Here is a 26,600-nt window from a genome sequence, read left to right as displayed (position 1 = left end):
CCCGACGACTGGGCCGAACCCGGGCCCGTTCACAAACAAAAGGGAAGGAGTGGGGAAATGAAGGATGCAGGAACCAATCTGTCACGCGGCGCCCGCCACGGGTTGCTGATGACCGGCGCGAGCGCACTGACGCTGCTTGCAGCCACCGCCGCGCAGGCGCAGGACGCCGTGCCCGCAAGCCAGCCGACCGCCGAAGCCGAGCAGGAAGTCGTCGTCACAGGCAGTCGCATCGCGTCGCCCGCTTTGACTTCGCCCAGCCCGCTGCAGGTCGTGACCGCGCAGGCGCTGGAGGATAGCGGCGTCGTCAACGTGCAGGAGGCGCTGCAGCAGAACCCCGCCGTCGGCATCCCCGGCCAGAGCCGCACCACCAATGGCGGCAGTACCAACCCAGGCCTCGCCACCGTCAATTTGCGCAACCTGGGCGCCGACCGCACCCTGGTGCTGATCGACGGCCGCCGTTCGGTCGCGGGCGTTCCGGGCACCGCGCAGGTCGACCTGTCGATGATCCCGACCCCGTTCATCGAGCGCGTCGACGTGCTGACCGGCGGCGCATCGGCCGTCTACGGATCGGACGCCGTCGCAGGTGTGGTCAACTTCATCTACAAGAAGAAGTTCGAAGGGCTGCGGCTCAACGTCCAGGGCGGCATTTCCGAGCGCGGCGACGATCGCCAGTTCGTCGCCAACGCCACCTATGGCGCGAACTTCGCCGACGGCCGCGGCAACATCATGGTCTATGGCGGCTATGTGAACGAGGGCGTGGTCGAGAATGACGGTCGCGACTTCGCGCGCCTCGACTATACCAGCCTTGGCACCACGCAGCGCGTCGCCGGCAACAGCGCGACCAACCTGACCGCCGCGCAGAACCTGTTCACCCCCTTCTACAACCCGTCGAACGTCGGGCCGGGCGGGGTGTTCGTGATCGGCAGCCAGACCGGCCGCATCATCAATCCCGACGGCAGCTTCCGCGCCTACAACGCCGCGACCGACGGCTATAATCGCGAGCAGTACAAGCTGCTGGCGGCGCCGTCCGAGCGCTACACCTTCGCGGCGCGTCTCAACTATGACGTGACCGACAACGCGAACGTCTTTGCCGAGGCGACCTATACCAACGTGCTCAGCAAGGGCCGGATGGAAGCGTCGCCGATGCGCACCGACAGCGCGCTGGGCGCCTTCCCGGGCAATGGCGGTTTCTACCCCATCGAGTTCATGGTCGCGAACCCGACCAATGCGGCCGATGTCCGCCGTCTCGCCAACCCGCTGGTGCCGGCGGCGGTGTTCGCGGCGGCGACCAACCGCAACGTCAACGACGCGATCGCATCGAAGGATCTAAGCTTCCTGCTGCGCACGACGATGTTCGACGGCGGCACGCGCACCATCCCGACCGAGCGCGACAATTTCCGCGTGGTGCTGGGCGGGACCGTCGATCTGGGCAGCAGCTGGAAATTCGACGCCTATTACCAATATGGCTTCACCAAACAGACCCAGTCGATGAGCGGCCTCGCCAACCTCTACAACCTGGCCGAGGCGCTGCAGGCGATCCCCGACGTCTATGATTATGACAATGACGGCAACCGCAACGAAGCGGTGTGCGTCAATGCGTCGGCACGTGCGCAGGGCTGCGTTCCGATCGACGTCTATGGCCTGAACGCCGACGGCAGCTCGAAAATCTCGGCCGATGCGATCAAGTACATCAAGACGAGCATGAGCCGCTATTCCAAGCAGCAGATGCACGTCGCCGCCGCCAACCTCACCGGCACTCTGTTCCAGCTTCCCGCCGGTCCAGTGCAGGTCGCGGTCGGCGCCGAATATCGCAAGGAGGAAAGCCGCGACATCTTCGATCCGCTGACCAATCAGGCGCGGAACGGCTATGTCCAGATGACCGACACGGCGGGCAAGTTCGACGTCAAGGAAGCCTATGGCGAGATCGTCGTGCCGATCCTGTCGGACACGCCCTTCTTCCAGAACCTGACGCTGCGCGCGGCGGGCCGCATGTCGGATTACTCGACCGTGGGCACCTTCTATGCCTGGAACATCGGCGGCGAATGGTCGCCGGTCGAGGATATCCGCTTCCGCGCGGTCTATGCGCACGCGACCCGCGCGCCGAACATCGGCGAGCTGTTCGCGGCGCCACAAGCCGGCATCATCTCGATCACCGATCCGTGCCAGGGCATCACCGCGACCACGACCGGGGCGCTCGCCGACAATTGCCGCGCGGTACCGGGCATCGCGGCGAATATCGCGGCGAACGGATCGTTCACGCTCACCCAGGCGGATCTCGCGGGCGTCGGCGGCATCTCCGCCAACAATCCGAACATCCAGGAAGAGACCGGCAAGACGCTGACGATCGGCGCGGTGATCAACCCGCGTTCGATCCACGCGCTGCGCAACCTGACGCTGACCGTCGACTATTTCGACATCAAGCTCGAGAATGCGATCAGCCGCGTGTCGGCCGCGACGGTGCTCAACAAATGCTATCGCGAGGGGATCGCCGACTTCTGCCAGTTCGTCACCCGCCGCGCGGGCGCGTCGGGCGCGTACAGCACCGGTTCGGTCGAGCAGGTGGTGCGCGCGCTGGTCAACAGCGGCGGATCGTTCAGCCGCGGCCTCGACTTCACGCTGAACTACAAGCACGAGGTTGCGGGCGGCACGGCGAGCCTGTCGGCGGCGTGGACGCATCTGCTCAAGAACGGGTTCCGCGCGCTGACCGGCGACCCCTATGACAATACGATGGGCGAGCTTGGCACACCGCGCGACGCGGTGACGGCGGGCATCGGCTGGGACAATGACAAGTTCGGCTTCAATCTCAGCGCCGAGTATATCGCGCCGCAGGTGCTGGATTATGAGAATTTCCAGACGCTCTATCGCCTCGCCGACGGGTCGGTGCCGGACGAAAAATATTTCCGCATCGGGTCCAAGATCTACACCGACATGCAGGTTCGCTACACCGGGCTCGAGCATTTCGAATTCTATATCGGCGTGAAGAACCTGTTCGATGTCGAGCGTCCGCCCGTCTGGGGCGGCCTGCCCGGCAGCGCCAACGGCGTGTACGACGTGATCGGCCGCCGCTTCTACACCGGTGCCCGCATCAAGTTCTGACGAAGCACCCCTTTGGCAGGGGAGGCACGCGTCTCCCCTGTCGCTCTGTTTTCGGATTACCGTCGAGGCCGCGACGACGACATAACGGCCAAGCCACTAGCCCTGGAGAACAACAGAATGAGCAGTGCAGCCGATCGGGAGGATTGGAAGAATACAATCCTGGCGGGACTCGCCAATTACATCGACGCCGGATCGATCGTCGCGGGCGCCGTCGCGCTGGCGCTGTGGCAGAAGGAATATGGACTCGACGACAGCCTGCTCGGGCTGATCGCCGCGTTCGGCCCCAATGCGATCGCGGCGGGCATCGGCGCGCTGATCGGCGGGCGGCTGTGCGACCTGCTCGGGCGCAAGAAGATCTACCAGTACGACATGCTGTTCTACGCGTTCGGTATGCTGTGGCTGGTGTTCGCGATGAACGCCTGGATGGTCATCATCGGCTTCTTCCTCGTCGGCCTTGCCGTCGGCGCGGACATCCCCGCATCCTGGTCGCTGATCGCGGAAATGGCGCCCGACAAGAAGCGCGGCAAGCATAGCGGCGTCGCGCAATTGCTCTGGTATCTCGGCCCCGTCGTCGTGCTGGTAATGGCGCTGATCCTCGACAGCCTCGGTCTGCTCGGCGTGCGCATCATCTTCGCGCACCTCGCGATCCTCGCGATCGCCCTCACCTTCCTGCGCTCGAAGATGCAGGAATCGCAGCGCTGGGTGGAGGCGCAGCAGAGCGGGGAGACCGCGCAGCGCGGCCGCTGGCAGGATTTGTTCACCCGCAAGCATATCGGGTCGATGGCGTTCCTGGCGGGCACCTATCTGTTCTGGAACCTGTGGGCCGGCACCAACGGCTTCTTCTTCCCCTATATCCTGAGCACCGTCGGCAGCCAGACCCATGCGATGTCGGTCGCGGTCCAGACATTGAGCTTCGTGCTCGGCATGGCGTCGATCTTCTTCATCTTCATGAAGCTGTCCGACAAGGTGAACCAGCGGCTGTTGTTCGGCATCTCGGCCGTCACGCAGGTGATCGGCATGGCGCTGCTGGCGATCTTCCCGCTGACGCTCACCGTCGCGATCGTCCACGTCTTCCTGATGTCGGTCGGCGGCGGCTTCGGCGCACAGAGCTTCTTCCAGCTGTGGAGCTCGGAGATGTTCCCGACCGCGCTGCGGGCGACCGCACAGGGGGTGATGTTCGCGATCGTGCGCATCGTGCTCGGCATCTTCAGCTTCTTCGTGCCCGCGCTGGTGGCCACCGGCTTCCACAATCTCGCCTGGATCCTGGTCGGCTTCCTTGCGATCAGCGGCGTGATCGGCTTCGTCTGGGCGCCGCGCAACGAGGGCAAGTCGCTCGAACAGCTCGACGCGGAGCGCGCGGCGTGACCCTGTCCCGCCGCAATGTCCTGAAATCGGGCCTGATCGCCGCCGGTGCCGCCGCGACCCCCGCCTTCGGGCAGGGCGCGCCGCGCACCGAGCGGTGGGGCGTGCACGAGCTGGTGTTCGAGGGGCCGCAGGCGGGCAACCCGTTCGACGACGTGCAGCTCGCCGCGGTGTTCAAGGGCGCGGGCAAAACGATCCGCGTCCCCGGCTTCTACGACGGCAAGGGCGTCTACCGCATCCGCTTCAGCCCGCCCGAAACCGGCAAGTGGAGCTGGGAGACCGAGAGCAGCGCGACCGAGATGGCGCACAAGCGCGGCGGCTTCGAGTGCGTCGCACCGTCGAAGGGCAATCACGGCCCGGTACGGGTGAGCCAGGACGGCTATCACTTCACTTATGCCGACGGCACGCCGTTCCGCCAGATCGGCACCACCTGCTACAGCTGGGCGCTGCAGTCCGACGCCAAATGCGCGCAGACGCTGGAGACGCTCAAGACCGCGCCGTTCAACAAGATGCGGATGCTGGTCACCCCCAACGTCGAATCGGTCGCGACCAACCCCTATGTCCGCACCGGCAAGGGGCCGCGCGACTGGGACGCGACGCGCTTCGACCCCGACTATTTCCGCCGTTACGAGGACCGCATCGCGAAGCTCGGCGCGCTCGGCATCGAGGCGGACGTCATCCTGTTCCACCCCTATGACGAGACGCGCGGCTATAACGACATGAAGCGGGCGGACGACGCACGCTTCGTCCGCTACTGCGCCGCGCGCTGGGGGGCATACCGCCATGTCTGGTGGGCGATGGCCAACGAGTACGATGCGGTGAAGACCAAGTCGATGGCCGACTGGGATCATCTGTTCGAGGTCCTCGTCGCCGCCGACCCACACGACCGGCTGCGCTCGATCCATCAGATCAACACCTATTACGACCACCGCAAGCCGTGGATCACCCATGCCAGCGTCCAGAACGGCGCCGCGGTGCTCGACGATCTGCGCGCCGAGCTGCACCGGGCGATGACGCTCAAGCCCGTCATCTTCGACGAGGTGGTCTATGAGGGCAATTCGACCAAGCGCTGGGGCAATCTCGACGGGCAGGGCATGGTCGAGCGCTTCTGGTGGGGCCTGATCGGCGGCACCTATGTCGGGCATAGCGAGACCTACGACCCCAAGCAGAACGCCGATTTCTCATGGCTGGGCCAGGGCGGCTTGCTCAAGGGGACCAGCGCCCCACGCCTCGCCTTCCTGCGCAAGATCATGGAGGAGGGCCCGACGCCCGGCATCGACGCGATCCAGCCCTGGTGGAACTATCACCTCGGCGGCAAGCCGCACGAATACTACCTCAAATATTTCGGCACCGAAGCGCCGACCGAGTGGAAGGTCGTGTTGCCGGGCCGGGGCGGCGACCCCAAGCACAGCTTCCGCATCGACGTGATCGACACCTGGAACATGACGGTCACGCCGGTCGATGGCGTGTTCCGTATGCAGCAAAAGGACGATTACGACGTCCATGACCCCGCGCGGCCGAGCATCGCGCTGCCGGGCAAGCCGTACATCGCGGTCCGGCTGGTCAAGGTTTAACGAGACCCCCTCTGGGGTGGCTAGACCTGCGGCCGCGGCGTTTCGGCGTCGCGGCCGCTCTTTTTTCGGGTATCTGGATACCCGAAAGTCGCGAAAGTCCGGCTCCTACGCGCGCGCGAGTCCGATCGTCACCCACGATGAGAAAGAGCCGCCGAAGGCTGGCAGCCCGAATCCAACATTGCAAGGAAGCGGTGTCAGGCGGGCGTATTGCCGCTGCGCCGCCACCAGGCCCTGAGCAGCCGCGCGATCATGCCGGACACGCCGGGTCGCACGAACAGCCAGTCGCGGATCATCGGCCCCGCATCGGCGCCGATCGTGCGCTTGTAGCCGCTGTCGCCCGCGCCCCAGTCGACCGTCGCCATGCCGTCGTCGAGCGCGCGGACGAGGTTGCGATAATAGAGCAGCTTCCCGGGCGAATGCTTGGCGACGCGCGGGTCATAGCTGTTGGCGATGGCGTATTTGAGCGTGCCGGCGTTCATGTCGAACGAGAAGGCCGCCGGCTCCCCATCGATCCGCAGCAAAGCCGCCCACATCATCCGCGCGATCACCGGATCGGCCGCCGCCGCGCGCCAGAAACCGCCATGGCCGTCATCGGTGAACTTGGCGTCGCTGCCGTCGGTGCGCGAGGCGATCCAGCTCCTGGTTTCGACCGCGGCGAGATCGTCGAACGCCTGCGCGGTCCACTCCGCACCGGAAACGAAGCTCCAGTCGAGCGCGCCATGTTCGGCGAGGTGCTTTTCGTGGAAGCGGTTCTTGCGCAGCGTCGAGTTGCGCGGCCAGGTCCCCTCGTCGCGCAGCCCGGTCATGTCGAGCAGGAAGCTTTCGGCGACGAACCGGTCGAGCGCGACCCAGCCCTTCGCCGCCGCGGCGGCACGCAAGCCCTCGAGCGCCGGATCGCCGTCATAGACGGGGCCGAGGCGAAGCGCGCGCCCCTCGAACTTGTCGAGCAGCAGTTCGAAGGCGGCGGCATCGGCGTCCGACGCGACCGGGAAACTGCGGAACGGCCAGTAGCAACCGGGCACCGCCTGCATGCCGAGAAACCCAGGCCCCTTCGCGACCAGCGGCACCGCGAGCACGGGCACGCCTTCGCGCGCGACCGTCAACGTGCGTGCCGACCCGCCATAGGCGGCGAGCGCGGCGGCGAACCAGCCATAGCGCAGGAAACGATGCGTCGGCGCGGCATGATCCGCCACCAGATCGAGCGCGCTGGACAGACCATCCCCGACGCTCACGGTGAGCAGCGGGGGCAGACGGGTGAACTCGGCGAGGGGCATCGGCCTTGTCATAGCACGCGCGATAACGAGAATGCGTTACCAATGGGTGCAAGCCCGCTTGGCGGGAACGCCCCAGAATCATACAATCACGCGATGACCCCGATGCTCTCGACCGTCGCCGCCACCATTCAGGTTTCGATCGCCCCCGTTTTCCTGCTGGCGGGTATCGCGGGCATCCTCAACGTGCTGATCGGACGCATGGCGCGCGTGGTCGACCGCTCACGCAAGATCGAACAGCTCCATCCGGTGTCGCAAGGCGCCGAGCATGAACGGCACGTCTGGGAACTGCGGTTGATCGACCGTCGGCTGTCGGTGATCAACAAGTCGATCTGGCTATGCGTCGCGAGCGCGATCCTGATCTGCCTTGTCGTCGCGCTGATGTTCGGGGCGACGCTGACCCATCTCAACATCGGCGGGGTGGTCGCGGTGACCTTCATCGCGTCGATGCTGCTGCTCACCGCCGGACTGGTCGCGTTCCTGGTCGAGGTGCGGCTGTCGCTGCAGGCGGTGCATATCCGCGAGGAACTGCTGGAACGCGACCCGAGCTAGTTCTTGACCGGAACACAGCGGATCGGTTTCCCGCCGGACGGGACAATCCACAGCCCGGCTTCGTCGCCTTCGAGCCGTATATGGGGCTGCCAGCCGGATCGCGGGGACTGACGCACAGCCGCGCCGACCGGTTTCCCCTTGCGTTCGAGCCGCAACGCGCCGGCTGGGACCAGGGTGGCAAGAACCGAACCACAACGATAGGCGGGAATCGAAGGGCGGCGCGACAGCGCGCTCAGCACGAGCATCCGCTCGTCATAGGCGTCCGTAGCGCATTCCCGGTGCGTCGTTTCGAATGCGCAGCGGCTGCGGCGCTTGAACCAATCGGCCTGCGGCTCGAGCCACGGAGTAATGCCAGCGACCGGCTCGGGGCCGAGGCTGTAGAGGGCCACCGCGATGGCCGCGTCCAGCACACGAAGCTCCCGATCAGCGCATACCAGCTGATCGGTGGCATAGACGGGAGCGCGGCAATTCGCCGTGAACTGTTCGATCGGAGGCGGCACCGCCTGCGCCGAGACGAAGAGGAGAAGCGCGGCGATCATGGCGCGCTGCTCGCCAGCACGGTGAGCTTGCCGCCCGTCTGATGCGGCAGCACATGCGATTGGGTGACGAGCGCGGTGGTGCCGGGAACGATGGCGGCGCGCAACGCATCGAGGAATCCCCGCGGCATCCGCGCCTGTGCCAGCACGGTGGCGTCGAGCACCTCGCTCGCCTCGTCCTGATGCCCCGGCACGCCGACCAGCACCCAGCGCGGGCTGCCGGGGGGCGCGGCGACATAGGTCATGACATGAGTCTGGAAGTCTTCGGTGGGCAGCTCGACACGGGCGCGGCCGATCTCGACCCCGTTGCGCAGCACCACGATGCGCTGGTCGGAACGTGAGGCGATGATCGTGAGCGGGCCCGTGGGCGCGACCTCGGGCGTCCAGCGCCACGCCTCATCCGATGCGAGCGGGGTGTGGGAGACCTCGCCACCCTTGGCTCCGATCGGCGCGAGGACGCCGGCGGACGGCGCCAGCACCGCGCCGCCCGCGCGCCCAGCCACCACGACCACGCCGCCCATCTCGGTCACGCCGAACAGCAGCCGCGCGAACTCCAGCGGAAGATGCACGCAGCCATGGCTTTCGGGATAACCGGGCAGTCCGCCGGCATGGAGCGCGACGCCGTCCCAGGTGAGGCGTTCCTGGAACTTCATCGGGGCATTGTTGTAAGTGCTGGAGCGGTGGTTCGCGTCCTTTTGCAGGATCACGAACACCCCCTCCGGCGTCTCATGCCCCGCCTTGCCCGACGAGATGGTGGCGACGCCGATGCGCACGCCGTTGCGATAGACGGTCGCGATCTGGCGCGAGAGATCGACATAGACATGAACCGGCCCCTTGGGCGCGACCTGCGGCGCCCAGACCCAGTCGCCGGGCTTGAGCGTATCGGCCTTGCGCGCGAATTCGACCGGCGAGCTCGCTTTCGCCCCCTGCGGCATCGCGGAAGCGGGGATCGCCATCAGGCCCAGTATGACAGCCAGTCCGATCCCGCCGTTCCGCCGTATCCGCATGCCCCCATCCCGCATCGATTCAGCCCGCATCTATAGCGGCGCGCCCGAGGCGCAAATAGCCTTGCTCAGCCGGCGATTGGATCTCTGTGCGGCCGGGTCAGCCGTTCGGGGGTGAGGAGAAACGTCAGCGCCTCGGGGCTGAGCAACCCGCGTTCGAGCACCAGCTCGGCCACGCCGCGGCCGGTCTCGAGCGCCTCGCGCGCGATCTTGGTCGCGTTCTCATAGCCGATATAGGGGTTGAGCGCGGTCACCAGCCCGATCGAGTTCTTCACCGTTTCAGCCAGGTGCGCCTGGTTGGCGGTGATGCCCGCGACGCAGCGTTCGGCGAGGACGGTGCAACCGTTGCGCAGATGGCGGATGCTCTTGAACAGACTGTGCGCGATGATCGGTTCGAACGCGTTGAGCTGAAGCTGTCCCGCCTCGGCCGCCATCGTGATGGTGAGATCGTTGCCGATCACCTCGAACGCGATCTGGTTGACGACCTCCGGGATCACCGGGTTGACCTTGCCGGGCATGATCGACGACCCCGCCTGCATCGCGGGCAGGTTGATCTCACCCAGTCCGGTACGCGGGCCGCTCGCCAGCAGGCGCAGGTCGTTGCAGGTCTTCGACAGCTTGACCGCGATCCGCTTGAGCACGCCGGAAAGCTGGACGAACGCGCCGCAATCCTGCGTCGCTTCGATGAGGTCCGGCGAGGTCGACAGCGGCAGGCCGGTGATCCGCACCAGCTCCTCGCACACCAGCTGCGCATAACGCGGGTGCGAGGTTAGGCCGGTGCCGATCGCGGTGCCGCCCAGATTGATCTCGCAGATCAGCGCCGAGGCTTCGACCAGTCGCTGCTCGTCCTCGCCGATCATCACGGCATAGGTGCCGAATTCCTGGCCCAGCGTCATCGGGACCGCGTCCTGGAGCTGGGTCCGCCCCATCTTGATGATGTCGGCGAACTCGACCGCCTTGCGCTCAAAGGCCTCGCGCAGCGCCGCCATCGCGATCAGCAGTTCCTCGGCGCTGCGATAGGCCGCGACCTTGAGCGCCGTCGGATAGACGTCGTTGGTGCTCTGGCTCATGTTGACGTGTTCATTGGGGTGGATGAACGCATAGTCGCCGCGCTGGCGCCCGGTCAGCTCGAGCGCGAGATTGGCGATCACCTCGTTGGCGTTCATGTTGGTCGAGGTCCCCGCCCCGCCCTGGATCGCATCGACGACGAATTGGTCGTGGAAGCTGCCCGCGCGGATCGACTGGCACGCGGCGGCGATCGCCCCCGCGCGTTCGGCGTCGAGCAGCCCGAGCCTGGCGTTGGTGACGGCGGCGGCTTCCTTGATCGCGGCGAGCGCGCGGATCAGGTTGCGGTTGGCGTGGATCGGCACGCCCGAGATCGGGAAGTTGGCGAGCGCGCGCAGAGTGTGGACGCCGTAATAGGCATCGGCGGGCACCTCCATCGCGCCGATCAGGTCGTGTTCGATCCGGGTTGCCTCGCCGGTCATCGGCATCGCCTTCATTCCTGCGCCTCGCCAGGCTCGGCCGGATCGTCGCTGCTGTCGTCGTCCCCATCCGCCGGCGCCGCGTTCGGCGCCAGCGTCGGGACATAGGCCGCGCCCGTCACATGCGAGGTGAGCCAGCGCATGCTGGTGTTCACCTGAAACAACTGGTGGCGCAGCTCCCTGAAATTATGCGGCTCTCGCGGGGCGAGATAGAGTTCGGTCGGAACGCCGAGATCCTTGAGCGCGCGGAACAGCATGACCGACTGGGCGGGCGGAACGCGTTTGTCCTCTGCCCCGGCGAGGATCAGCGTCGGCGTCTTCGCGGCATCGATCGATGCGAGCGGCGAGTTGGCGAGATAGAGGTCGCGGCGCGCCTTGCTGCCATAGGGCGGGGTGACGAACCATTCCTTGCGCTGCCAGCGCGTGTCCGACCCCATGTACATCGACGCCCAGTCGACCGCGCCGGCGCCGACGATCGCCGCCTTGAAGCGATCGGTGACGGTGATGAGGCGCGCGGTCATGTGCCCGCCCGCGCTCCAGCCCATCGCGCCGGTCCTGGCCGGATCGGCGATGCCGCGCTTGACCAGTTCGTCGACGCCCGACAGCACGTCGCGGTCGGCGACGCGGAAATAGTCGCCGTTCATGCCCTGGAGGAAGGTATCGCCATAGCCGGTGCCGCCGCGATAATTGACGCTGAGCGTGACGAAGCCGTGCGACGCCAGCAGCGGCAGGAAGCGGCCATAGGAGAAGATGTTGAACTGATCGGCCGAGCGCGGCCCGCCATGGCTCTGGACGATCAGCGGATAGCGCTGACCCGGCATATAGCCGAGCGGATAGGTGACGAGGCCTTCGAGCTTCTGCCCCTCAGGCCCCGCCCACTGGATCGCCTCTTGCCGAGGAAGCTGGAAACGCTTGCCGATATCGTCGTTGATCGCCGTCACCTGGACCGGCGCGGTCGAGCCGGTCGGGTCGGTCCGCACGACTTCCGCCGGCTGGGTCGCCGACGCGCGCAGATAGGCCAGCGTCCGGCCGTCTCGCGACAAGGCGGGGGCCGAGACCACGCAGTCGCAGGCCTGAAGCGGCCGGATCGCCGCGGTCGCGACGTTGACGGCGTGCAGGTTGGTGCGGACACCGTCCTGGGCGGTGAAGTAGATTTCGGACCCGTCGGCGGACCACATCGCATCCTCGATCGCCCAGGGCTTGCCCTCGCCGAGCTGGCGGATCGCGCCGGTGGCGATATCGATGACGAACAGGCGCGAATTGACCGTCGCATATTTGCCGCCCGAGGCGTTGGCGACGAACAGCGCGCGCTTGCCGTCGGGCGCGAGCTGCGCATCATTTTCGCGATAGTCGTTGCTGGTCAGGCGGCGGCGAATGCCGGTCGCCGGGTCGAGCAGCCACAGTTCGGATCGCGGCTGATCGTCGAGCAGACGCGTCGGCGCCACGCGGAGCAGGATCGTCCCGGCGTCGCGCGCGATGCTGAAGCTGCGCACGTCCATGTCGCCGCTGACCACCGTCACCACCTCTCCCGATGCGATGTCGAGATAGTTGAGTGCCGTGCGCCGGCGCGGCTCCTCGAACGCGAACATGTCGTCCTTGGCCTTGATGCGGGCGGCGGTGGCGGGGTCGTCCGGCTTTTCGGCGAGGAAGTAGATGCGCTTGCCGTCGCCGGTCCAAGCGAGTGCGGAGGCGGAGCTGCGCAGCCGGGTGAGCTGACGCGCCTTGCCGCCATTGGGCGCGAGATGGATCTGGGCGTATTTGCCGTCGTCGGGCTTGGTCGCGAAGGCCAGCGCCTTGCCGTCGGGTGCCCAGGCGATCTCGCCCTTCAGGTCGCGCGCGCGCTCGGCGACGCCGGAGGCCGGCATGCGCCAGGTCCGTGTCGTCGCCTTGTTGCGGGCCCAGTTCGCGGCGCGGGTCTTGTAGACGATCACGCTGCCGTCGGGGGATGGGAGCGGGCCGGTGGCGCGGGTCAGCTCGACCAGATCGACCGCGGTCATCGGCCGGGGCGACGACGCGGAGGGCGATGCCTGTGACGACTGCGCGGATACGGGCGAGGCCGCGAGCGCGGGCAGTGCGCAGATCGTCAGCCAGAAGCGGTTCGAGGTCATGGGCCTGCATTCCTGTCGAGAGGGCGTGCCACAGGCTTGCGCGGAGGGAGACCGCACAAGCCTGTAACGTCACTGTATGATCGCTTGTCGGGAGCCGCCACCGGCATCCGGTGGCGGCTCCGCATCAGAAGTTCAGCGATGCGCCGAAATAGAAGCGGCGCCCGGAAACATCGTAGGTCGGGTTGTAGTTGTTGGTGCTTCCGCTGAGCACGTCGCCGGCCGGCAGCAGCGGGCTGGTCTTGTTGAAGACGTTGGTGACGCCACCATAGAGCCGCATGCCCGCGCCGCGGATCTTGAAATTATAGCCCGCATAGAAATTATGCTGCCACACCGCCGGGATATTCAGGAACAGCGGATATTCGGCATTCGGGTTGCTCGCCTTGAACGTCTGGTATTCCTTGAGGCGGGTCAGGCTGTCGTAGATCTTGCCATAATAGACCGCGGTCCAGCGCAGGCTCAGCCCCTCGTGCCGCCACGACAGCGATCCGCGCGCACGGTATTTGAACGTCCCCGACACCAGTTCACCGCGCTCGTCGGTGGTGACGAGGCCGGTGAGGCCCATGAAGCGGGTCTCGTATTTGAGCAGATGCGTCGCGTCGTAGCGGACGCTCCACTTGCCCGGCAGACCGATGCCGTCGAGGTCGAAGCGATATTCGGCGGCGACATCGAGGCCGGCGGTAGTGAAGCCGGCGAGGTTGAACTCGCGCTGGATGATACCCGACAGCTGCCCATTGTTCGGATTGCGGGTGACGTCGCCGCAGAACGGATTGGCCGACGTCGCGAGATCACTGTCATAGCATTGGGACAGGATGTCCTGATTGCCATAAGCGGTGATCGCGTCCTTGATCCGGATATTATAGTAATCCACCGACAGCGTGAACCGCTTGAGAAAGCTCGGCGTGAACACCGCGCCAGCGGTGAAGGTGTTCGCGGTTTCCTCCTTCAGCTCCAGATTGCCGGAATTGGGGCTGTAGATCGACGTGCCCGACTGATCGAACAGTTGCGGAACACTGTTCGCCGCCTGCGACGCGAACAGCGCCTGGATGCCGGGATTCGCCCGGCAATTCGCCGCGATCCGGCCCGCCGTGGTCGGCGTGACGCCGTCGCAGATGTCGCTGACATCGTCGAAGTCGCCGCGTGGGGGCGAGAACAGCTCGGTGAGGTCGGGCGCGCGCTGGGCGCGGGCATAGCTGGCGCGGAAGCGGATATCCTTGACCGGCGCGTACTGGATGCCGCCCCGGAAGCTGAAGATGTTTCCGACATTCTTGATGTCATAGGTGCCGATGCGCGCCGAGCCGTCGACGCTGAGCAGTTCGATGCCCGGCTTGTCCTTCACCAGCGGCGCGTTGAACTCGGCATAGCCTTCGAACACCGAAATCGACCCGCCGAAATTCGGCACCGGCGGGCCCGAGGTGCCGCCGAAGCGCGAATAATCGTCACCCTCGATCTTCTGGCTGTCCTTGCGATATTCGATGCCGAACGCGGCACCGACGGGTCCGGCGGGCAGATCGAACAGGTCGCCGGTGAGGAAGCCGCTGAAGCTGTGCTGCTTGAGCGTCGCGCGCTGATGGAGATCAGCCTTGATGAACGCCGCCGCCTCGGGCGTGATCGAGCCTTCGCCGAAGATGTTGATCGGCACACAGCCATTGGAGGGGTCACGGCAGACGATCTGGCCGTTCACCGTGGTCGCGTCGAGCGCCTGCTTGAGGCGCAGACCATGGATCTCGCCCGAACGCACCTGATCCTGGACGAACTGGCCATAAGCGAAGCTCGCTTCCCACTTCCAGTTGGCCCAGGCATCGCCACGCGCGCCGAACCAGCTGCGCACGGTTTCACGGTCGTTATAGGTCGCCTGCGGCCCGAGTTCGACTAGGCGGCGGGTGAAATAGACGCCGCGGTTGGTCGATCCGGTGGTGACGTCGGCGCGGATTTCTGCAGGCACGAAGGGGTTGCACGGGCCCGAGCCGGTTCCGGTCGCGCGCTGGCACGGGATGCGGCCGAGCGTCACTTCGCTGCCGACGCCGGTGACACGATCGATCACCGGGAAGGTATCGTCCGCGGTTATCGCGCTCGGCTCGCGGAAGTTGAGCGTCTTGACCTTCGAATACTGGACCTGAGCGAAAATGCTGGTCTTGTCCGACACCTCGAAATCGAACTTGGCGGCACCGAGATAGCGTTCGCGCTCGCCGCTGATCCAGCGCACATCCCGGGTACTGAACCCGTCGCGGTTGGGGAGGAAATAGCCGGTGTTGCCGGCGTCGCTGGTGCCGACATTGACGACCGCTCCGGTCTGAACGTCGGGACCGAGCGGAACCAGCGTACCGCCGCGATAGAACCGGTCGCGCGCGCTGCTTGATCCGTAGAAGACGCCGCCAGGGATCGAGCTGGAGAGATCGGCGGGCTTGTTGGGCGGGAAGGTGCCGATCGGCTGATCGCCGCTGGTCGGGATGCCCGTGGCATCGTTGTACAGCGTCTCATATTCGTTGATCCCGCCCAGCGCAGGATCCCAGTCATATTCCCATTGGGTGAGCGCGAAGGCGCGCTGGTTCGCGCGGATCGGGTCCTGCCGGTCATAGGAGCCGCTGATCAGGAAATAGCCACGCCCGTCGGCGAATTTGGTGCCGAAGCTGGCCTCGATCTCATGCTCGCGCCCGCCACCGGCATCGGTGAACTCGGTGCGTCCGCCGATGCGAAGACCCGTCCTCTTCGATTCAGTGATGATGTTGACCACGCCGGCGATCGCGTCCGAGCCATAGACCGACGAGGTGCCGCCGGTGATGATGTCGACGCGGTTCACAAAACCGCTGGGGATCGAACTCAGGCTGACGCGGTTGGCGTTGGCGCTGTTCGATACGGTGCGGCGGCCATCGACCAGCACCAGTGTGCGGTTGTCGCTGAGACTGCGCAGCTGGACCGAGCTGACGCCGTCATTCTGAACGTCGCCGCTGTTCCGGCGATCGTTCAGCGTCGAGCTGACCGAGGGCAGTTCGGCGATCACTTCGCTGAGTTCGGTCCGGCCCGATTCGGCGATCTCTTCACTTTCCAGCGCGGTGACGGGCGAGGCCGTGTCGAACGACTGGCGACGGATGCGCGAACCGGTGACGATCACTTCGCCGGGCTGAGCCTCCGCGACGGCCTGCGGCTCCGCTTCGGGGCCTGCGGACGGAAGTTCATCGGCCTGTCGGGGAGCGGCGCGCGTCACGGCAGCCGGGGTCGGCTGGCTCGACTGGCGCGGTTCGCGTGTGACCACGAAGGTCTGCCCGGTGGAACGGCGCGCGACCAGGCCGGTCCCCTGCAACATGCGCGCGAGCGCCTGTTCGACCGACATCGCGCCCTTCACCGCATTGGCCTGCTTGCCGTTCGTCACGCTGCGCGACGCGATGATCTGGACATCGGCCTGGCGCCCGAGCGTCACGATCGCCGATCGAACCGATTGCGCGGGAATGTCGAAGCGCTTTTCCTGCGCCTGTGCCGGCGTCGCAACCGCGCACATGATCGCGGTTCCCGCCATGAAGGCGTTGCGCGTGTATCCCCTCATTCTGTCTTCTCCCCCCTGGGCGTCGGGCTTTTGCCCGCTCACCTGCACCAAGAGACCGGGCTGGGAAGAATCCTTCGCCGACGCCGGATTTTTTGTTTCTTAATTCGCTTTCCCGATGCGGATGCCATCGGGATGCGCGGTATCGACCGGCACGCCGAGGCTGTCGCGCACCGCCATCGCGAACCCTTCGGGATCATCGACGCGGAAGATACCGTCAAACTCCTCGCCGGCCAGCGCGGGATCGGCGATGACCAGCTTGCGCGCATTATAGCGGTTGAACTCGCCGACCGCGAAGTCGAGCCGGTTGCCGTCGAGGTCGATCTTGCCCGCGCGCCAGGCGAGCGAGCGGTCGACCGCCGAGGGTTCGGCCGCGGCGACGTCGATCGCGGCGTCGTTCGAGACGAACGCCTTGCCGCCGGCGGCGATCCTGACGCGGTGCCCTTCCGCACCCTCGACCCAGGCCTCGACCACGCCTTCGGTCACGACCACCTGGGCGCCTCCGCTTTCCAGGCGCACGGCGAAGGCGGTGCCGACCGCGCGCACGCGGACCCGCCCCGCATCGACGACGAACGGCCGCCGCGGGTCCTTCGCGACCTGGAACCAGGCTTCACCCGCCTCGAGCTTCACGTTGCGGCGCTTGGCGTCGACCTGGATTTCGATCCGGCTGTCGGTGTTGATCGCCGCGACCGATCCGTCGGCTAGCGGCACACGACGGATCTCTCCCACGCCGGTCGAATATTGCAGCGAGCTGGTGCCCCAGATCAGGCCACCGGCGAGCGAGGCGGCGATCAGCCCGCCACCGCCGGCCATGACCCAGCGGCGCGAGACCCTGGCCGCCGACGGCGGGTCGCCGCGGTCGGCCTCCGCCAATTCGAGGTCGGTGGAGATCCACGCGGCCTGGGCCTGCAACAGCGCGCCGCCATGCATCGGGTGCGCGGCCAGCCAGGCCTGAAGCTCGGATTCGTCGCGATCGGTCCAGCCGCCCGCATCCATGCGGGCGGTCCAGCGCGCGGCCTCGTCCGATATGTCGCGGGTCATGCGAGTCATCTCGACGTCCTCGTCCGCTCAGCCTGGTCCATGCGGGCCTCGGCCTCCGCATCCGCGGCTCGCCACAATGCCTGCACCGCCTTGATGCCCTGCCAAACCTGCTTCTCCACCACCTTTTCGGTCACGCCGAGGCGCGACGCGATCTCCTTTTGCGACAGTCCCTCGATCCGGCGCATCTGCACGATCTGCCGGCACCGGTCCGGCAGGCGCGCGATCAGCCCGAGCACCCGCTCCACCTCGAGCCGACCGCCGGCCTCGCGCTCGGGCGACGGCGCATCGTCCGCCGAATGGCTTTCGATCGCTGCGATCGTCTCGATCGGAACCACCCGGGCGCGCTTGACGCGGCGCACATAGAGGTTGCGTACGATCGAGAAGAAATAGGCGTCCGGCCGCCCGATATGCTCGACGCTGTCGAGCATCGCGAGCCGGCAATAGGCTTCCTGGATCAGTTCATCGATATCGTCGGGAGTCGCGCGTGAACGCCGGAGCCACGCGCGCACGGCAGGCTCGTGGGGCATGACCTGCCTGGCCACCCACGTCGCGATACGGACCCGCCGCTCGACTTCGAACCCCTGCGCCGTTGCCTCGGCTCCCTATTCAACCCCGGACGCCATGCGCCACACTGCCTAGAGATTCCTGCCAGGGAAATCCTTCGCGGTTTCGAAAAAAGTTGAGAAGGCCGCACACCCGACAAGATCCCGCCAGGCCGTCCGGCAAGCCGGACGGCCTGGCGATCTTCATCGGTCGATTGGCCAGTCGCCACTCGAGCGAATAGTCAGAACTTCATCTCGAGGGACAGTCGCGCCGCCCTCGGGCTACCGCGAGTAAGGAAACCGCGCGACGTCGATTGCCAGTAGGAGTTGGCCGTCACATTCTCCACATTCGCACGCAGGATGTAGTGGTTTCCAGGATTGTCCGCCGACCAGCTGAACGGCCGTTATGTGGGAGCATTTCCGACGCCGTTCGCGCGCCACACCGAGCCGACAGGCTTCCGCGCTCGAATCTATTGAACACTGTAAAAAATGAAGGCAGACTCCCGCGATGGCGCGCCGGTCCGATCACACGCGGGACGAACTTCGAACCATGATTGTCCATGAGGGGCATCGTCAGATCTCCCAAGTGGGGTTTGCGCGGTTCTCCGCGCGCGAGGTAGCGAAGCGGATCGGCTATTCGATCGGCACGATCTACAATGTGTTCGGCAGTCACGACATGCTGATCGTCGCGATCAACGCACGGACCCTGATGCAATGGCAGGCGCACGTGGAAGCGCGGCTCGCGGGAACGACCGCTGACCGCCTGCGCGTGCTGGTGCAAGCCTATTTCGAATTTGCCATCCTGCACCGGCATGCCTGGACTGCATTGTACGATCACCGCTTGCCCGACGATGTCGCGGCCCCCGAATATTATCTCGAGCATATCCGATCGCTGACCGGGATCGTGCGCGACGAGATCGCCGCGGTCCTGCCTCCCGGACGCCAAGACGAAGCGGACGCGCTGACCCGATCGTTGCTGGCCACGGTGCATGGGCATTGCTTCTTCACGCTCAACGGCACCTTCGCTCTGCTCGGCGAAACCCAACCGCTCGAAACCGTCTACGCCCGCGTCCTCGAAGCCATCGCGCACGCTCCCTTTACAAGTAAATAGACAGTGTTCAGAATATTGGCATGAACGCGACTCGCGGCATCGGATTTCGCCTTGCTGGTAGCGGCATCGCCCTGCCCAAAGCGGCTGTCCTTTCCACTGAAGTCGACGCGCTGATCGGCCGCGACGCCGGCTGGACCGAGAGGCATTTCGAGATCGCGGCCCGCTATTGGGTGCGCGGCGAGGAAACCAGCTCATCGCTCGGCGCGGCAGCGGGCTTCGCGGCGCTGGCAGCCGCAAACTGGGATGCCGGCGAACTCGATGTGATCGTCTCCGCATGCGGCGTGATGGAGCAACCGATCCCCGGCAACGCGCCCCTGATCCAGCGCAGGCTCGGCATCGGCGCCAGCGGCATCGCTGCGTTCGACGTCAATGCGACCTGTCTTTCGTTCCTGGTTGCGCTCGACACCCTGCTGACCGGAATGGCAGCGGGCAAATGGCGCCGCGGCCTGATTGTCTCCGTCGACATCGCCTCGGCGGCGCTCGATTTTGGCCAGCCCGAGGCTTCGGTGATTTTCGGGGACGGCGCTGCCGCGATGGCAATCGAAGCGGATGGGCCCAGCCGTCTACTCGCGTCGCGACTCGCAACCTATGGCGACGGGGCAGAGTTATGCCAGCTTGAATCCGGTGGAACCCGAATGCGTCCTGGCGAGAATCTCGACAGATTTCTGGCGGCCGCCAAGTTCCGGATGGACGGTCCCGCCCTATTCGCGGCGACCGCCAAGCGCTTCCCACGCTTCCTGCGGGACCTTCTCGCCGAGAGCAGAGTGGAAGCAGATGCGATCGACACAATCGTCCCGCACCAGGCGAGCGCCGCCGCGCTCGAGCACCTCAAGCGATCGGTGCCCCGCGGCCACGCCAAGACGCTCGACATCTTCCGCGACCATGGCAACCAGATCGCAGCCGGCATGCCGCACGCGCTTCACATCGCACGCCAGCGGGGACTGACCGGGCCGGACAGTCACACACTGCTGATCGGTACCTCGGCAGGAGTCTCGCTGGGCGGCGCGGTGATCCGCTGGTGAGCCGCCGCGCGCTCGTGACCGGAGCGACCGGAGGACTGGGTCGCGAGTTGGTCGGTCAGTTGCTCGCCGCCGGATATCGCGTACGCGCGACCGGACGCGACCGGGCGATCGGTGCACTGTTGGGCACGGAGTTCGTTGCGGCCGACCTGACGCGCGACCCGCTGCCGCCCCTGGTCGACGGTATGAACATGGTCTTCCACCTCGCCGCCTTGTCCTCGCCCTGGGGGCCTCGTGCCGCTTTCCAGACGATCAACATCGCCGCGACCCGGCGGCTGCTGGATGCGGCGCGCATCGCGGGATGCGGCGGACTGATCTACGCCTCCACGCCTTCGATCTACGCCGCGCCGCGCGATCGCATCGGATTGACCGAGGGCAGCCCGGTCGGACCGCGCTTCGCGAACGCCTATGCCGCAACCAAATATGCCGGCGAACGCCTGGTCCTAGCCGCAGATGCGCCGGGCTTTCGGACTGTCGCGCTCCGCCCGCGTGCGATCGTCGGACCGAATGACAGCGTCCTTCTGCCGCGGATCTTGCGCGCCGCGCGGCGTGGGCGGTTTCCGCTACCCGGCGGCGGGCATGCGCTGATCGAGCCGACCGACGTACGCGACGCCGCGGCCGCCTTCGTCGCCGCCGACCGGTACCTGGCGGCGGCGGGCGGCCGGGCGATCAACATATCGGGCGGGGATCCGCGGCCGCTTCGCGAACTGCTCAGCGCGCTGTTCACCCGGATCGGGCAAACTCCACGCTTTATCGCGGTGCCAACTTCGCTCGCGATGACGGGGGCAAGCCTAGTGGAGCAAATGGCGGCGCTGTTGCCCGGCAGGCCCGAGCCGCCGGTGACGCGCTACAGCGTGATGACCTTCGGCTTCTCGCAAACGATGTGTCTCGATCGTGCGCGCGAACTGCTCGATTGGACGCCTCGGCATCGCGTCGAGGACATGGTCGCACACGCTCTGCCGGAGCCGATCGATGCGTGAGGTCGCCGTCAGGCTGATCCGCGCCGGCCACTGCGTCCACCCGCAACGCGCGACGATCCGTGACGGCAGCTGGCGCCCGGTGGTCTTTCCCGCCCTTTCCGCGCTGATCGTCCACCCGGTGGAGGGTCCGATCATATTCGATACCGGCTATGATCCGGCGTTCTTTGACGCGACCCAGCCCTTCCCCGAACGCTTCTATCGCTGGCTCACCCCAGTGACGCTTCCGTCGGGGGCCGATGTCGCGGGTCAGTTGCGGCGCCTCGGTATCGAGCCCACCGATGTCCGCCATCTGATCCTGTCCCATTTTCATGCCGACCATATCGCGGGCACCCACGCTTTCCCCAACGCCGCGATCCATTGCGCACGCGCCGGGCTCGATGCAGCCTGTTCGAGCGGTCGGATCAGCGCACTACTCGGCGGCGTGCTACCGGCGTTGCTTCCCGCCGATATCGCAGCCCGCGCGCGTTTCTTCGAGGAAGCGGCGCGCGCGCCGCTGCCGAGTGCGCTCCAGCCGTTCACCGACGCCGCCGACATCCTGGGCGACGGCAGCCTGCTCGCCGTCGAGCTACCGGGGCACTGTCCCGGCCACTGGGGGATGGTGGTCGCCGATGACCGACATGGCGAGCATTTCCTGGTCGCCGACGCCGCCTGGTCGAGCGACGCGATCCGCCGCAACATGCCACCGCCGCGGCTGACGAGTGGTCTTCTCGGCAACGCCGGACGAGTCGAGAGAACGCTGACCAATTTGCATGCGCTATGGCGGCGCAATCCGGCGATCCGGCTCACTCCCGCGCATTGCGCTGAATGCGCTGCCGAAGCCGAGATGTGAGCACGGTCCTGATCACCGGAGCCCGCGCGCCGGTAGCGGTCGATCTCGCCCGGTCATTCGCTGGCGCGGGGTACGAAGTCCATCTGGCCGATTCAGTGACGGGCTGGGCGGCGCGGCTCTCGCGCGCGGTCACCGCGACGCATCGGGTGCCACCGCCTCGCACCGATTTTCGACGGTTCGCGGCCGCGCTGCACGATCTGGTCGTCGAGCTCGATCCTGTCGCGGTCATTCCCACCTGCGAGGAAGTATTCTACCTCGCCGCGGCCGGCTTGGGTGAGCGCGTGCTGGCACCGCCGCTGTCTGTACTGCGCGCATTGCACTCGAAAGTCGCATTCGCCGGCCATGCGCGAAAATTGGGAATCGCCGTCCCCGACACATGGCGGATCGAGACACGCGCCGAACTCGATGCGCTGCCCGTCGCGGCCGCGGACCTCGTGCTCAAGCCCGAATTCTCGCGCTTCGCGACCCAGACGCTGATCCGGCCGACACGGGCGCAGCTCGCCGCGATCGAATGCACCGCCGGACGGCCCTGGGCCGCGCAGCGCTTCGTTGCCGGTGAGGAGCTTTGCCTGTGGTCGTTCGCGCGCGCCGGGCAGCTGGTCGCCTCGGCCGTCTATCGCCCAGTCTGGCGGCACGGCAGCGCGGCCGCCTATGCGTTCGAGGCGGTCGAATGCCCGGCCGCGATCGAGGTCGCACGCACTATCGCCGCAGCGGATCGCCTCACCGGACACCTCTCCTTCGACCTGATCCTCACGCCCCAAGGCGCGGTGGTGCCGATCGAGTGCAACCCGCGCGCGGTCAGCGGGCTGCATCTGTTCGATGCGCGCCCCGAACTCGCCCGTGCCATGCTCGGCGATGGCGAAGCGCATGCGATTGCAGGTGTGCGCTATCTAGGCCCGGCGATGCTGCTGCTGGGCCTGCCCGCGGCGATCGGTCGGAAACGTCTCAGCGAACTAGCCCGCGACGTGGGACGCGGGCGCGATGCGATCGGACGGCCGGGAGATCGCCTCCCGCTACTTGGCGCGGTGCTCGACGCTGCGCGTTTCGCGGCGCGCGCACGGGTGTCCGGGCACAGCGCAGCTGGCGCGACCACTGCCGACATCGAGTGGAACGGCGAGACGATCATATGATTCTGTTCGATCCGCTTGACCCGCCGCCTGACGCCTGGCCGAGCCCATGCGATTGCCGGGCCTATATCGAGGGCATTGCACGCGATGGTGCGGCCGCGATGATTCCCAACGTCACGACCCGATGGCTGGCGCTTCGGTCCGGCAACCGCATCTATCCGGTGACCGTCAACGACCGCGAATATGGCGGCAGCTACGTCTGCCTGCCGCACAGTGCCTATGTCCTCTATGCACGCGCGGAGCTCGATATCGTCGATACCGGCTGGCTGCGGCCGGTGTTGCGCATGTTGATCGCGGCCGCCGACCACCTGCTGCGCTGGGGTGAGGTCAATCGCGTCGTCCATGTCGACAACTGGCTGTTGTCCACCAATCTGCACGGCGACTGGTCGGGAGAGGATCTCACAACAATCCGGATGTTCCTGGCTGAGCGCTTTCCAGGCCACGCCATCGCGATCCGCTCGGTCGACCCCTGGTCGTCGCCGGCACTATTCGAGGCGACCAAGCGCGATGGCTGGCGGTTGCTGGGGAGCCGTCAGATCTGGGTAACCGGCAATCTGGAGCAGGATTGGCGGCCACGGCGTAACACGCACCACGACCTCAGGCTCCTCCGCCGCAGCGGCCTGACGATCGACGAATTCTCGGTGATGAGCGAGGCCGACGCGGAGCGGATCGCCGAACTCTATCATCTACTCTATGTTGGTAAATACTCGCCCCTCAACCCGGTATTCTCGCCCGCCTATGTGCTGATGACCTGGCGCGCTGGTACGCTGCGTTATCGCGGCGCTCGCGATGCGGAGGGTAATCTGCTGGCCGTGGCTGGCGTGCTGATCCGAGGTGACGTCCTGACTCCGCCTGTCGTGGGCTACGATACTACACGACCGCCGGCCGAGGGCCTGTACCGGATCGCCACGCTGCTGTTCACCACCATGGCGGCGGCACGGGAATTGCGGGTCAACGGCTCGGCCGGCGCGGCGCAGTTCAAGCGCAATCGCGGCGCGACCGGCGTAATCGAATATACGGCGGTAGCTGCCCGGCATCTGCCTTGGCGAAGGCGTGTCGTGCTGGGGTTCATGCAAACCGTCCTCGACCATCTGGCGGTTCCGATGATGAAGAGGCAAGGATTATGAGCGAGGCGTGGCCAATCGCGATCCGGCAAGGCTGGCACCCGATGGCGGCGCTGGACGAGTTGCGCGACAAGCCGATCGCGCGGCGGCTGATGGGAACGCCGATCGTGCTGTTCAAGAGCGGGGGCAAGCCAGTCGCGATGCTCGACCGCTGCCCGCATCGCGCGCTCAAGCTGTCGGACGGTTATGTACGCGAAGATACGATTGCCTGTCCCTATCATGGCTGGCGCTTCGGCGCGGATGGCCGCTGCGTCGAGGTCCCGGGATCAGATGACGTGCCCGCCGTCGCGGTGCGCGTACTCCCGGTCGAGGTGCGGGCGGGGCTTGTCTGGACCTGTCTGGCGGAGATGGCGCCGCCCTTCCCCAACTTGCCCGCGCTACTCGACGACACGACGCTCGATCATTTTCGCTGGCTGGTGGCACCGAGCCGGATGCGGTTGCTCGACGGGCTAGAGAACATGCTCGACGCTTCGCACCCGCATTATGTCCATCCCTGGTTCCTGCGCGGCACCGGAAAGCGTCGGGCAATGCGGGTCGAGGTATCGCTCGGCCCGGACGGTGCCGAAGCCGTCTATCATGAAAATGCCCGCGCCGACGGATTCATGCCGCGCCTGCTCGAGGGCAAGCGGACGGTATCGATCGGACGCTATTTCCCGCCGACGATCGGCCAGCTCGAATTCCGGACCGAGCGCGGTCTGAGCGTCTCGCTGACCGCGATCTTCGTGCCGGAGGACAAGGACCTCGTCCGCCCCTATGCCCTGTTCTCCACCCGCAAGGGCCTTGCGCCGGCCTGGCTCAAGCGCTGGGTGCTCAAGGCATTCAATCTCCCGCTGCTACGTCAGGACCAGCGCGTGCTTGCCGATCAAGTCGAAGCGCTGAAGGATTGGGGGGCGGTCGATTTCGCGATCGGCCCGGCCGACCTGATCGGACCGACCGTGTGGCGGCTGGCGAATGGCAGGCCGCAGGCGACCGAGCGGCGCGTGACGACACTCTACCTCTGAGACCATTCCCGGCGAACTCGGCGCAGCTTGTGGTCGAAGTCGATGTTCAGCCCGCGCGAAACGGTGATGGCGGGCCGAACGACGCCAGCGCGATCGAACAGCCCTTCCAGTGCGGTGATCACACACGCGTCGCTACCTAGGGGCAATGCTCGGTCGAGCGACACCACCACGCGATCCTCCGCGGTCTGCACGATGCGAAAGTCGGTGATCGCGCGGTCGGCATCGACCACCGCGTTGCGCAGCACGTCCGGCGTGATCATGCGCCACTGGCCATCGGTGTCGCGCAGTTCGAACACGTCGTCCTGCCGCCCTTCGATACGCGCCACCGACCGCAGCGGCGACCCGCAGGGACAGTCTTCGTCCGAGAGCGCCAGCAGATCGTTCATCCGGTAGCGTGCCATGATCTGGGTGCGGCGCGTGAAGTCGGTGACTATAGGGGTCACCAAACCGCTATCGCCCGCCGGCAGCCACTCGAACTTCACCGCATCTTCGGCGAGATGCAGCGTGCCGTGTGGGCAGGCGACCCCGAACAACCCCTCCGTCGCCATGTAGATTTCGCGCACGCGGGCGCCAGACGCCGCCTCGATCACCGTGCGATCCAGCGGATCGAGCACTTCGGCTCCGCTGAACAGATTGCGTGCAGTTAGCCGGCCGCTTTCGGCCAGCCGTCGCAGCACCTTCGGCGGAGCCACGATGGTGTCCGGCGCGAACGCGACCAGGTCATCGGCCCAAGCCTCGACGCCAAGCCCAAGATCGAAGAAGCGCAATCTGATCCGCCCCCCGCGCTCGGCCGAGCGATAGAGAGTCGAGAAGCCCGGCAAGGCAAGTGCAACACGGTGCCGACGCCACAGGACATCCGGCAGGGCCTTGGCGAGGATCGTGCCCAACCAGACGAAACGCTCAACATCGCTGATCACATAATAACCGCGATTGCCGCTGGTCCCGGTACTCTGCCCGACGGGATAACCGCGCACGCGATCCTCCCCCGCATCGATGGCTGCGCGCACCTCCGCCGTGGTTATGCCGGGCCGGTTATAGGCGGCGAAATTGGCTATTAGGATTGCCTTATCGATCGGTGGCAGCGCCTCCAGCTGCGCGACCGTCGTACCGACGAACGCGCGGGCTTGCGGCAGATCGACCTTCAGCCACCTGGCGATCCGTCGATCCTGCCACCTGCGGACATCCTCGGGGGTCTTCAGTCTGCCGGCTAGCCAGCGCGTACGCAAAAAGGCCGAAGCCGCGTTCATCACCGCAAACATGGCGACATGTTGACGCTAAAATCATCCCCTGCAAAGCAACCAGAT

The 26,600-nt window shown here is 66.3% G+C and carries 20 protein-coding genes; 11 read left to right on the top strand and 9 right to left on the bottom strand.

What is annotated here, in order from left to right; all coding sequences use genetic code 11:
- Positions 1-57 precede the first annotated feature (57 nt).
- From AC07M1_RS02730 to AC07M1_RS02720, 3 genes are all read left to right on the top strand, one after another.
- Positions 58-3,096, top strand: coding sequence for a TonB-dependent receptor plug domain-containing protein (locus AC07M1_RS02730; protein WP_495161032.1), 3,039 nt, complete (start codon positions 58-60; stop codon positions 3,094-3,096).
- Positions 3,097-3,213: 117 nt separating this feature from the next.
- Positions 3,214-4,461: an MFS transporter gene (locus AC07M1_RS02725; RefSeq protein ID WP_495161031.1), complete on the top strand. Its 1,248-nt coding sequence runs from the start codon at positions 3,214-3,216 to the stop codon at positions 4,459-4,461.
- On the top strand, positions 4,458-6,032 hold the full coding sequence (locus AC07M1_RS02720) for a DUF5060 domain-containing protein (protein WP_495161030.1): 1,575 nt from the start codon (positions 4,458-4,460) through the stop codon (positions 6,030-6,032). Before AC07M1_RS02725 ends, AC07M1_RS02720 begins: the two co-directional genes overlap by 4 nt.
- Positions 6,033-6,226: 194 nt before the next feature.
- On the opposite strand, the gene AC07M1_RS02715 is transcribed toward AC07M1_RS02720, so the two are convergent.
- Positions 6,227-7,318 carry a GNAT family N-acetyltransferase gene (locus AC07M1_RS02715; RefSeq protein WP_495161029.1) on the bottom strand — a complete coding sequence of 364 codons (1,092 nt, stop codon included), beginning with the start codon at positions 7,316-7,318 and terminating at the stop codon, positions 6,227-6,229.
- Between the two features lie 81 nt (positions 7,319-7,399).
- Here AC07M1_RS02715 and AC07M1_RS02710 point away from each other — a divergent pair, with 81 nt between their 5' ends.
- Positions 7,400-7,855 (top strand): DUF2721 domain-containing protein, encoded by a 456-nt coding sequence (locus AC07M1_RS02710; RefSeq protein WP_495161028.1) that lies wholly within the window; start codon positions 7,400-7,402, stop codon positions 7,853-7,855.
- Here AC07M1_RS02710 and AC07M1_RS02705 read toward each other — a convergent pair.
- The 7 genes from AC07M1_RS02705 to AC07M1_RS02675 form a co-directional block, all read right to left on the bottom strand.
- Positions 7,852-8,394, bottom strand: coding sequence for a lysozyme inhibitor LprI family protein (locus AC07M1_RS02705; RefSeq protein ID WP_495161027.1), 543 nt, complete (start codon positions 8,392-8,394; stop codon positions 7,852-7,854). The two genes, AC07M1_RS02710 and AC07M1_RS02705, sit on opposite strands and share 4 nt — an antisense overlap.
- A complete protein-coding gene (locus AC07M1_RS02700; RefSeq protein ID WP_495161026.1) occupies positions 8,391-9,398 on the bottom strand; it encodes a L,D-transpeptidase family protein in 1,008 nt (335 codons plus the stop codon). The genes AC07M1_RS02705 and AC07M1_RS02700 overlap by 4 nt, the downstream gene beginning before the upstream one ends.
- Positions 9,399-9,463: 65 nt before the next feature.
- On the bottom strand, positions 9,464-10,882 hold the full coding sequence (gene aspA, locus AC07M1_RS02695) for an aspartate ammonia-lyase (protein ID WP_495161025.1): 1,419 nt from the start codon (positions 10,880-10,882) through the stop codon (positions 9,464-9,466).
- Positions 10,883-10,893: 11 nt separating this feature from the next.
- Positions 10,894-12,987: a S9 family peptidase gene (locus tag AC07M1_RS02690; RefSeq protein WP_495161024.1), complete on the bottom strand. Its 2,094-nt coding sequence runs from the start codon at positions 12,985-12,987 to the stop codon at positions 10,894-10,896.
- Between the two features lie 124 nt (positions 12,988-13,111).
- Entirely contained in the window at positions 13,112-16,525 is a 3,414-nt protein-coding gene (locus AC07M1_RS02685; RefSeq protein ID WP_495161023.1) for a TonB-dependent receptor, read from the bottom strand.
- A gap of 99 nt (positions 16,526-16,624) precedes the next feature.
- The gene (locus AC07M1_RS02680; RefSeq protein ID WP_495161022.1) at positions 16,625-17,572 is read right to left on the bottom strand and encodes a FecR family protein; all 948 of its coding nucleotides are present in this window, start codon (positions 17,570-17,572) and stop codon (positions 16,625-16,627) included.
- Positions 17,569-18,090 (bottom strand): RNA polymerase sigma factor, encoded by a 522-nt coding sequence (locus AC07M1_RS02675; RefSeq protein WP_495162801.1) that lies wholly within the window; start codon positions 18,088-18,090, stop codon positions 17,569-17,571. Before AC07M1_RS02675 ends, AC07M1_RS02680 begins: the two co-directional genes overlap by 4 nt.
- 523 nt (positions 18,091-18,613) lie before the next feature.
- On the opposite strand from AC07M1_RS02675, the gene AC07M1_RS02670 reads away from it, so the two are divergent.
- The 7 genes from AC07M1_RS02670 to AC07M1_RS02640 are packed head-to-tail and all read left to right on the top strand — an operon-like array spanning position 18,614 to position 25,296.
- The gene (locus tag AC07M1_RS02670) at positions 18,614-19,216 is read left to right on the top strand and encodes a TetR/AcrR family transcriptional regulator (protein ID WP_495161021.1); all 603 of its coding nucleotides are present in this window, start codon (positions 18,614-18,616) and stop codon (positions 19,214-19,216) included.
- 20 nt (positions 19,217-19,236) lie between these two features.
- On the top strand, positions 19,237-20,238 hold the full coding sequence (locus AC07M1_RS02665; RefSeq protein ID WP_495161020.1) for a 3-oxoacyl-[acyl-carrier-protein] synthase III C-terminal domain-containing protein: 1,002 nt from the start codon (positions 19,237-19,239) through the stop codon (positions 20,236-20,238).
- Positions 20,235-21,215, top strand: a complete 981-nt coding sequence (locus AC07M1_RS02660; RefSeq protein WP_495161019.1) for an NAD-dependent epimerase/dehydratase family protein — start codon at positions 20,235-20,237, stop codon at positions 21,213-21,215. Before AC07M1_RS02665 ends, AC07M1_RS02660 begins: the two co-directional genes overlap by 4 nt.
- Entirely contained in the window at positions 21,208-22,044 is an 837-nt protein-coding gene (locus tag AC07M1_RS02655; RefSeq protein WP_495161018.1) for an MBL fold metallo-hydrolase, read from the top strand. Before AC07M1_RS02660 ends, AC07M1_RS02655 begins: the two co-directional genes overlap by 8 nt.
- Positions 22,041-23,174: an ATP-grasp domain-containing protein gene (locus tag AC07M1_RS02650; RefSeq protein ID WP_495161017.1), complete on the top strand. Its 1,134-nt coding sequence runs from the start codon at positions 22,041-22,043 to the stop codon at positions 23,172-23,174. Before AC07M1_RS02655 ends, AC07M1_RS02650 begins: the two co-directional genes overlap by 4 nt.
- Positions 23,171-24,298 carry a hypothetical protein gene (locus AC07M1_RS02645; RefSeq protein WP_495161016.1) on the top strand — a complete coding sequence of 376 codons (1,128 nt, stop codon included), beginning with the start codon at positions 23,171-23,173 and terminating at the stop codon, positions 24,296-24,298. Before AC07M1_RS02650 ends, AC07M1_RS02645 begins: the two co-directional genes overlap by 4 nt.
- Positions 24,295-25,296: a Rieske 2Fe-2S domain-containing protein gene (locus AC07M1_RS02640; RefSeq protein ID WP_495161015.1), complete on the top strand. Its 1,002-nt coding sequence runs from the start codon at positions 24,295-24,297 to the stop codon at positions 25,294-25,296. The genes AC07M1_RS02645 and AC07M1_RS02640 overlap by 4 nt, the downstream gene beginning before the upstream one ends.
- On the opposite strand, the gene AC07M1_RS02635 is transcribed toward AC07M1_RS02640, so the two are convergent.
- Entirely contained in the window at positions 25,287-26,543 is a 1,257-nt protein-coding gene (locus AC07M1_RS02635) for a F390 synthetase-related protein (protein ID WP_495161014.1), read from the bottom strand. The two genes, AC07M1_RS02640 and AC07M1_RS02635, sit on opposite strands and share 10 nt — an antisense overlap.
- Positions 26,544-26,600: the final 57 nt, after the last annotated feature.

It is taken from the genome of Sphingomonas sp. GW821-FHT10C01, from assembly GCF_059415525.1.
Note: the sequence above shows the minus strand (reverse complement) of the source record. Positions and strands in the feature narration are given on the sequence as shown.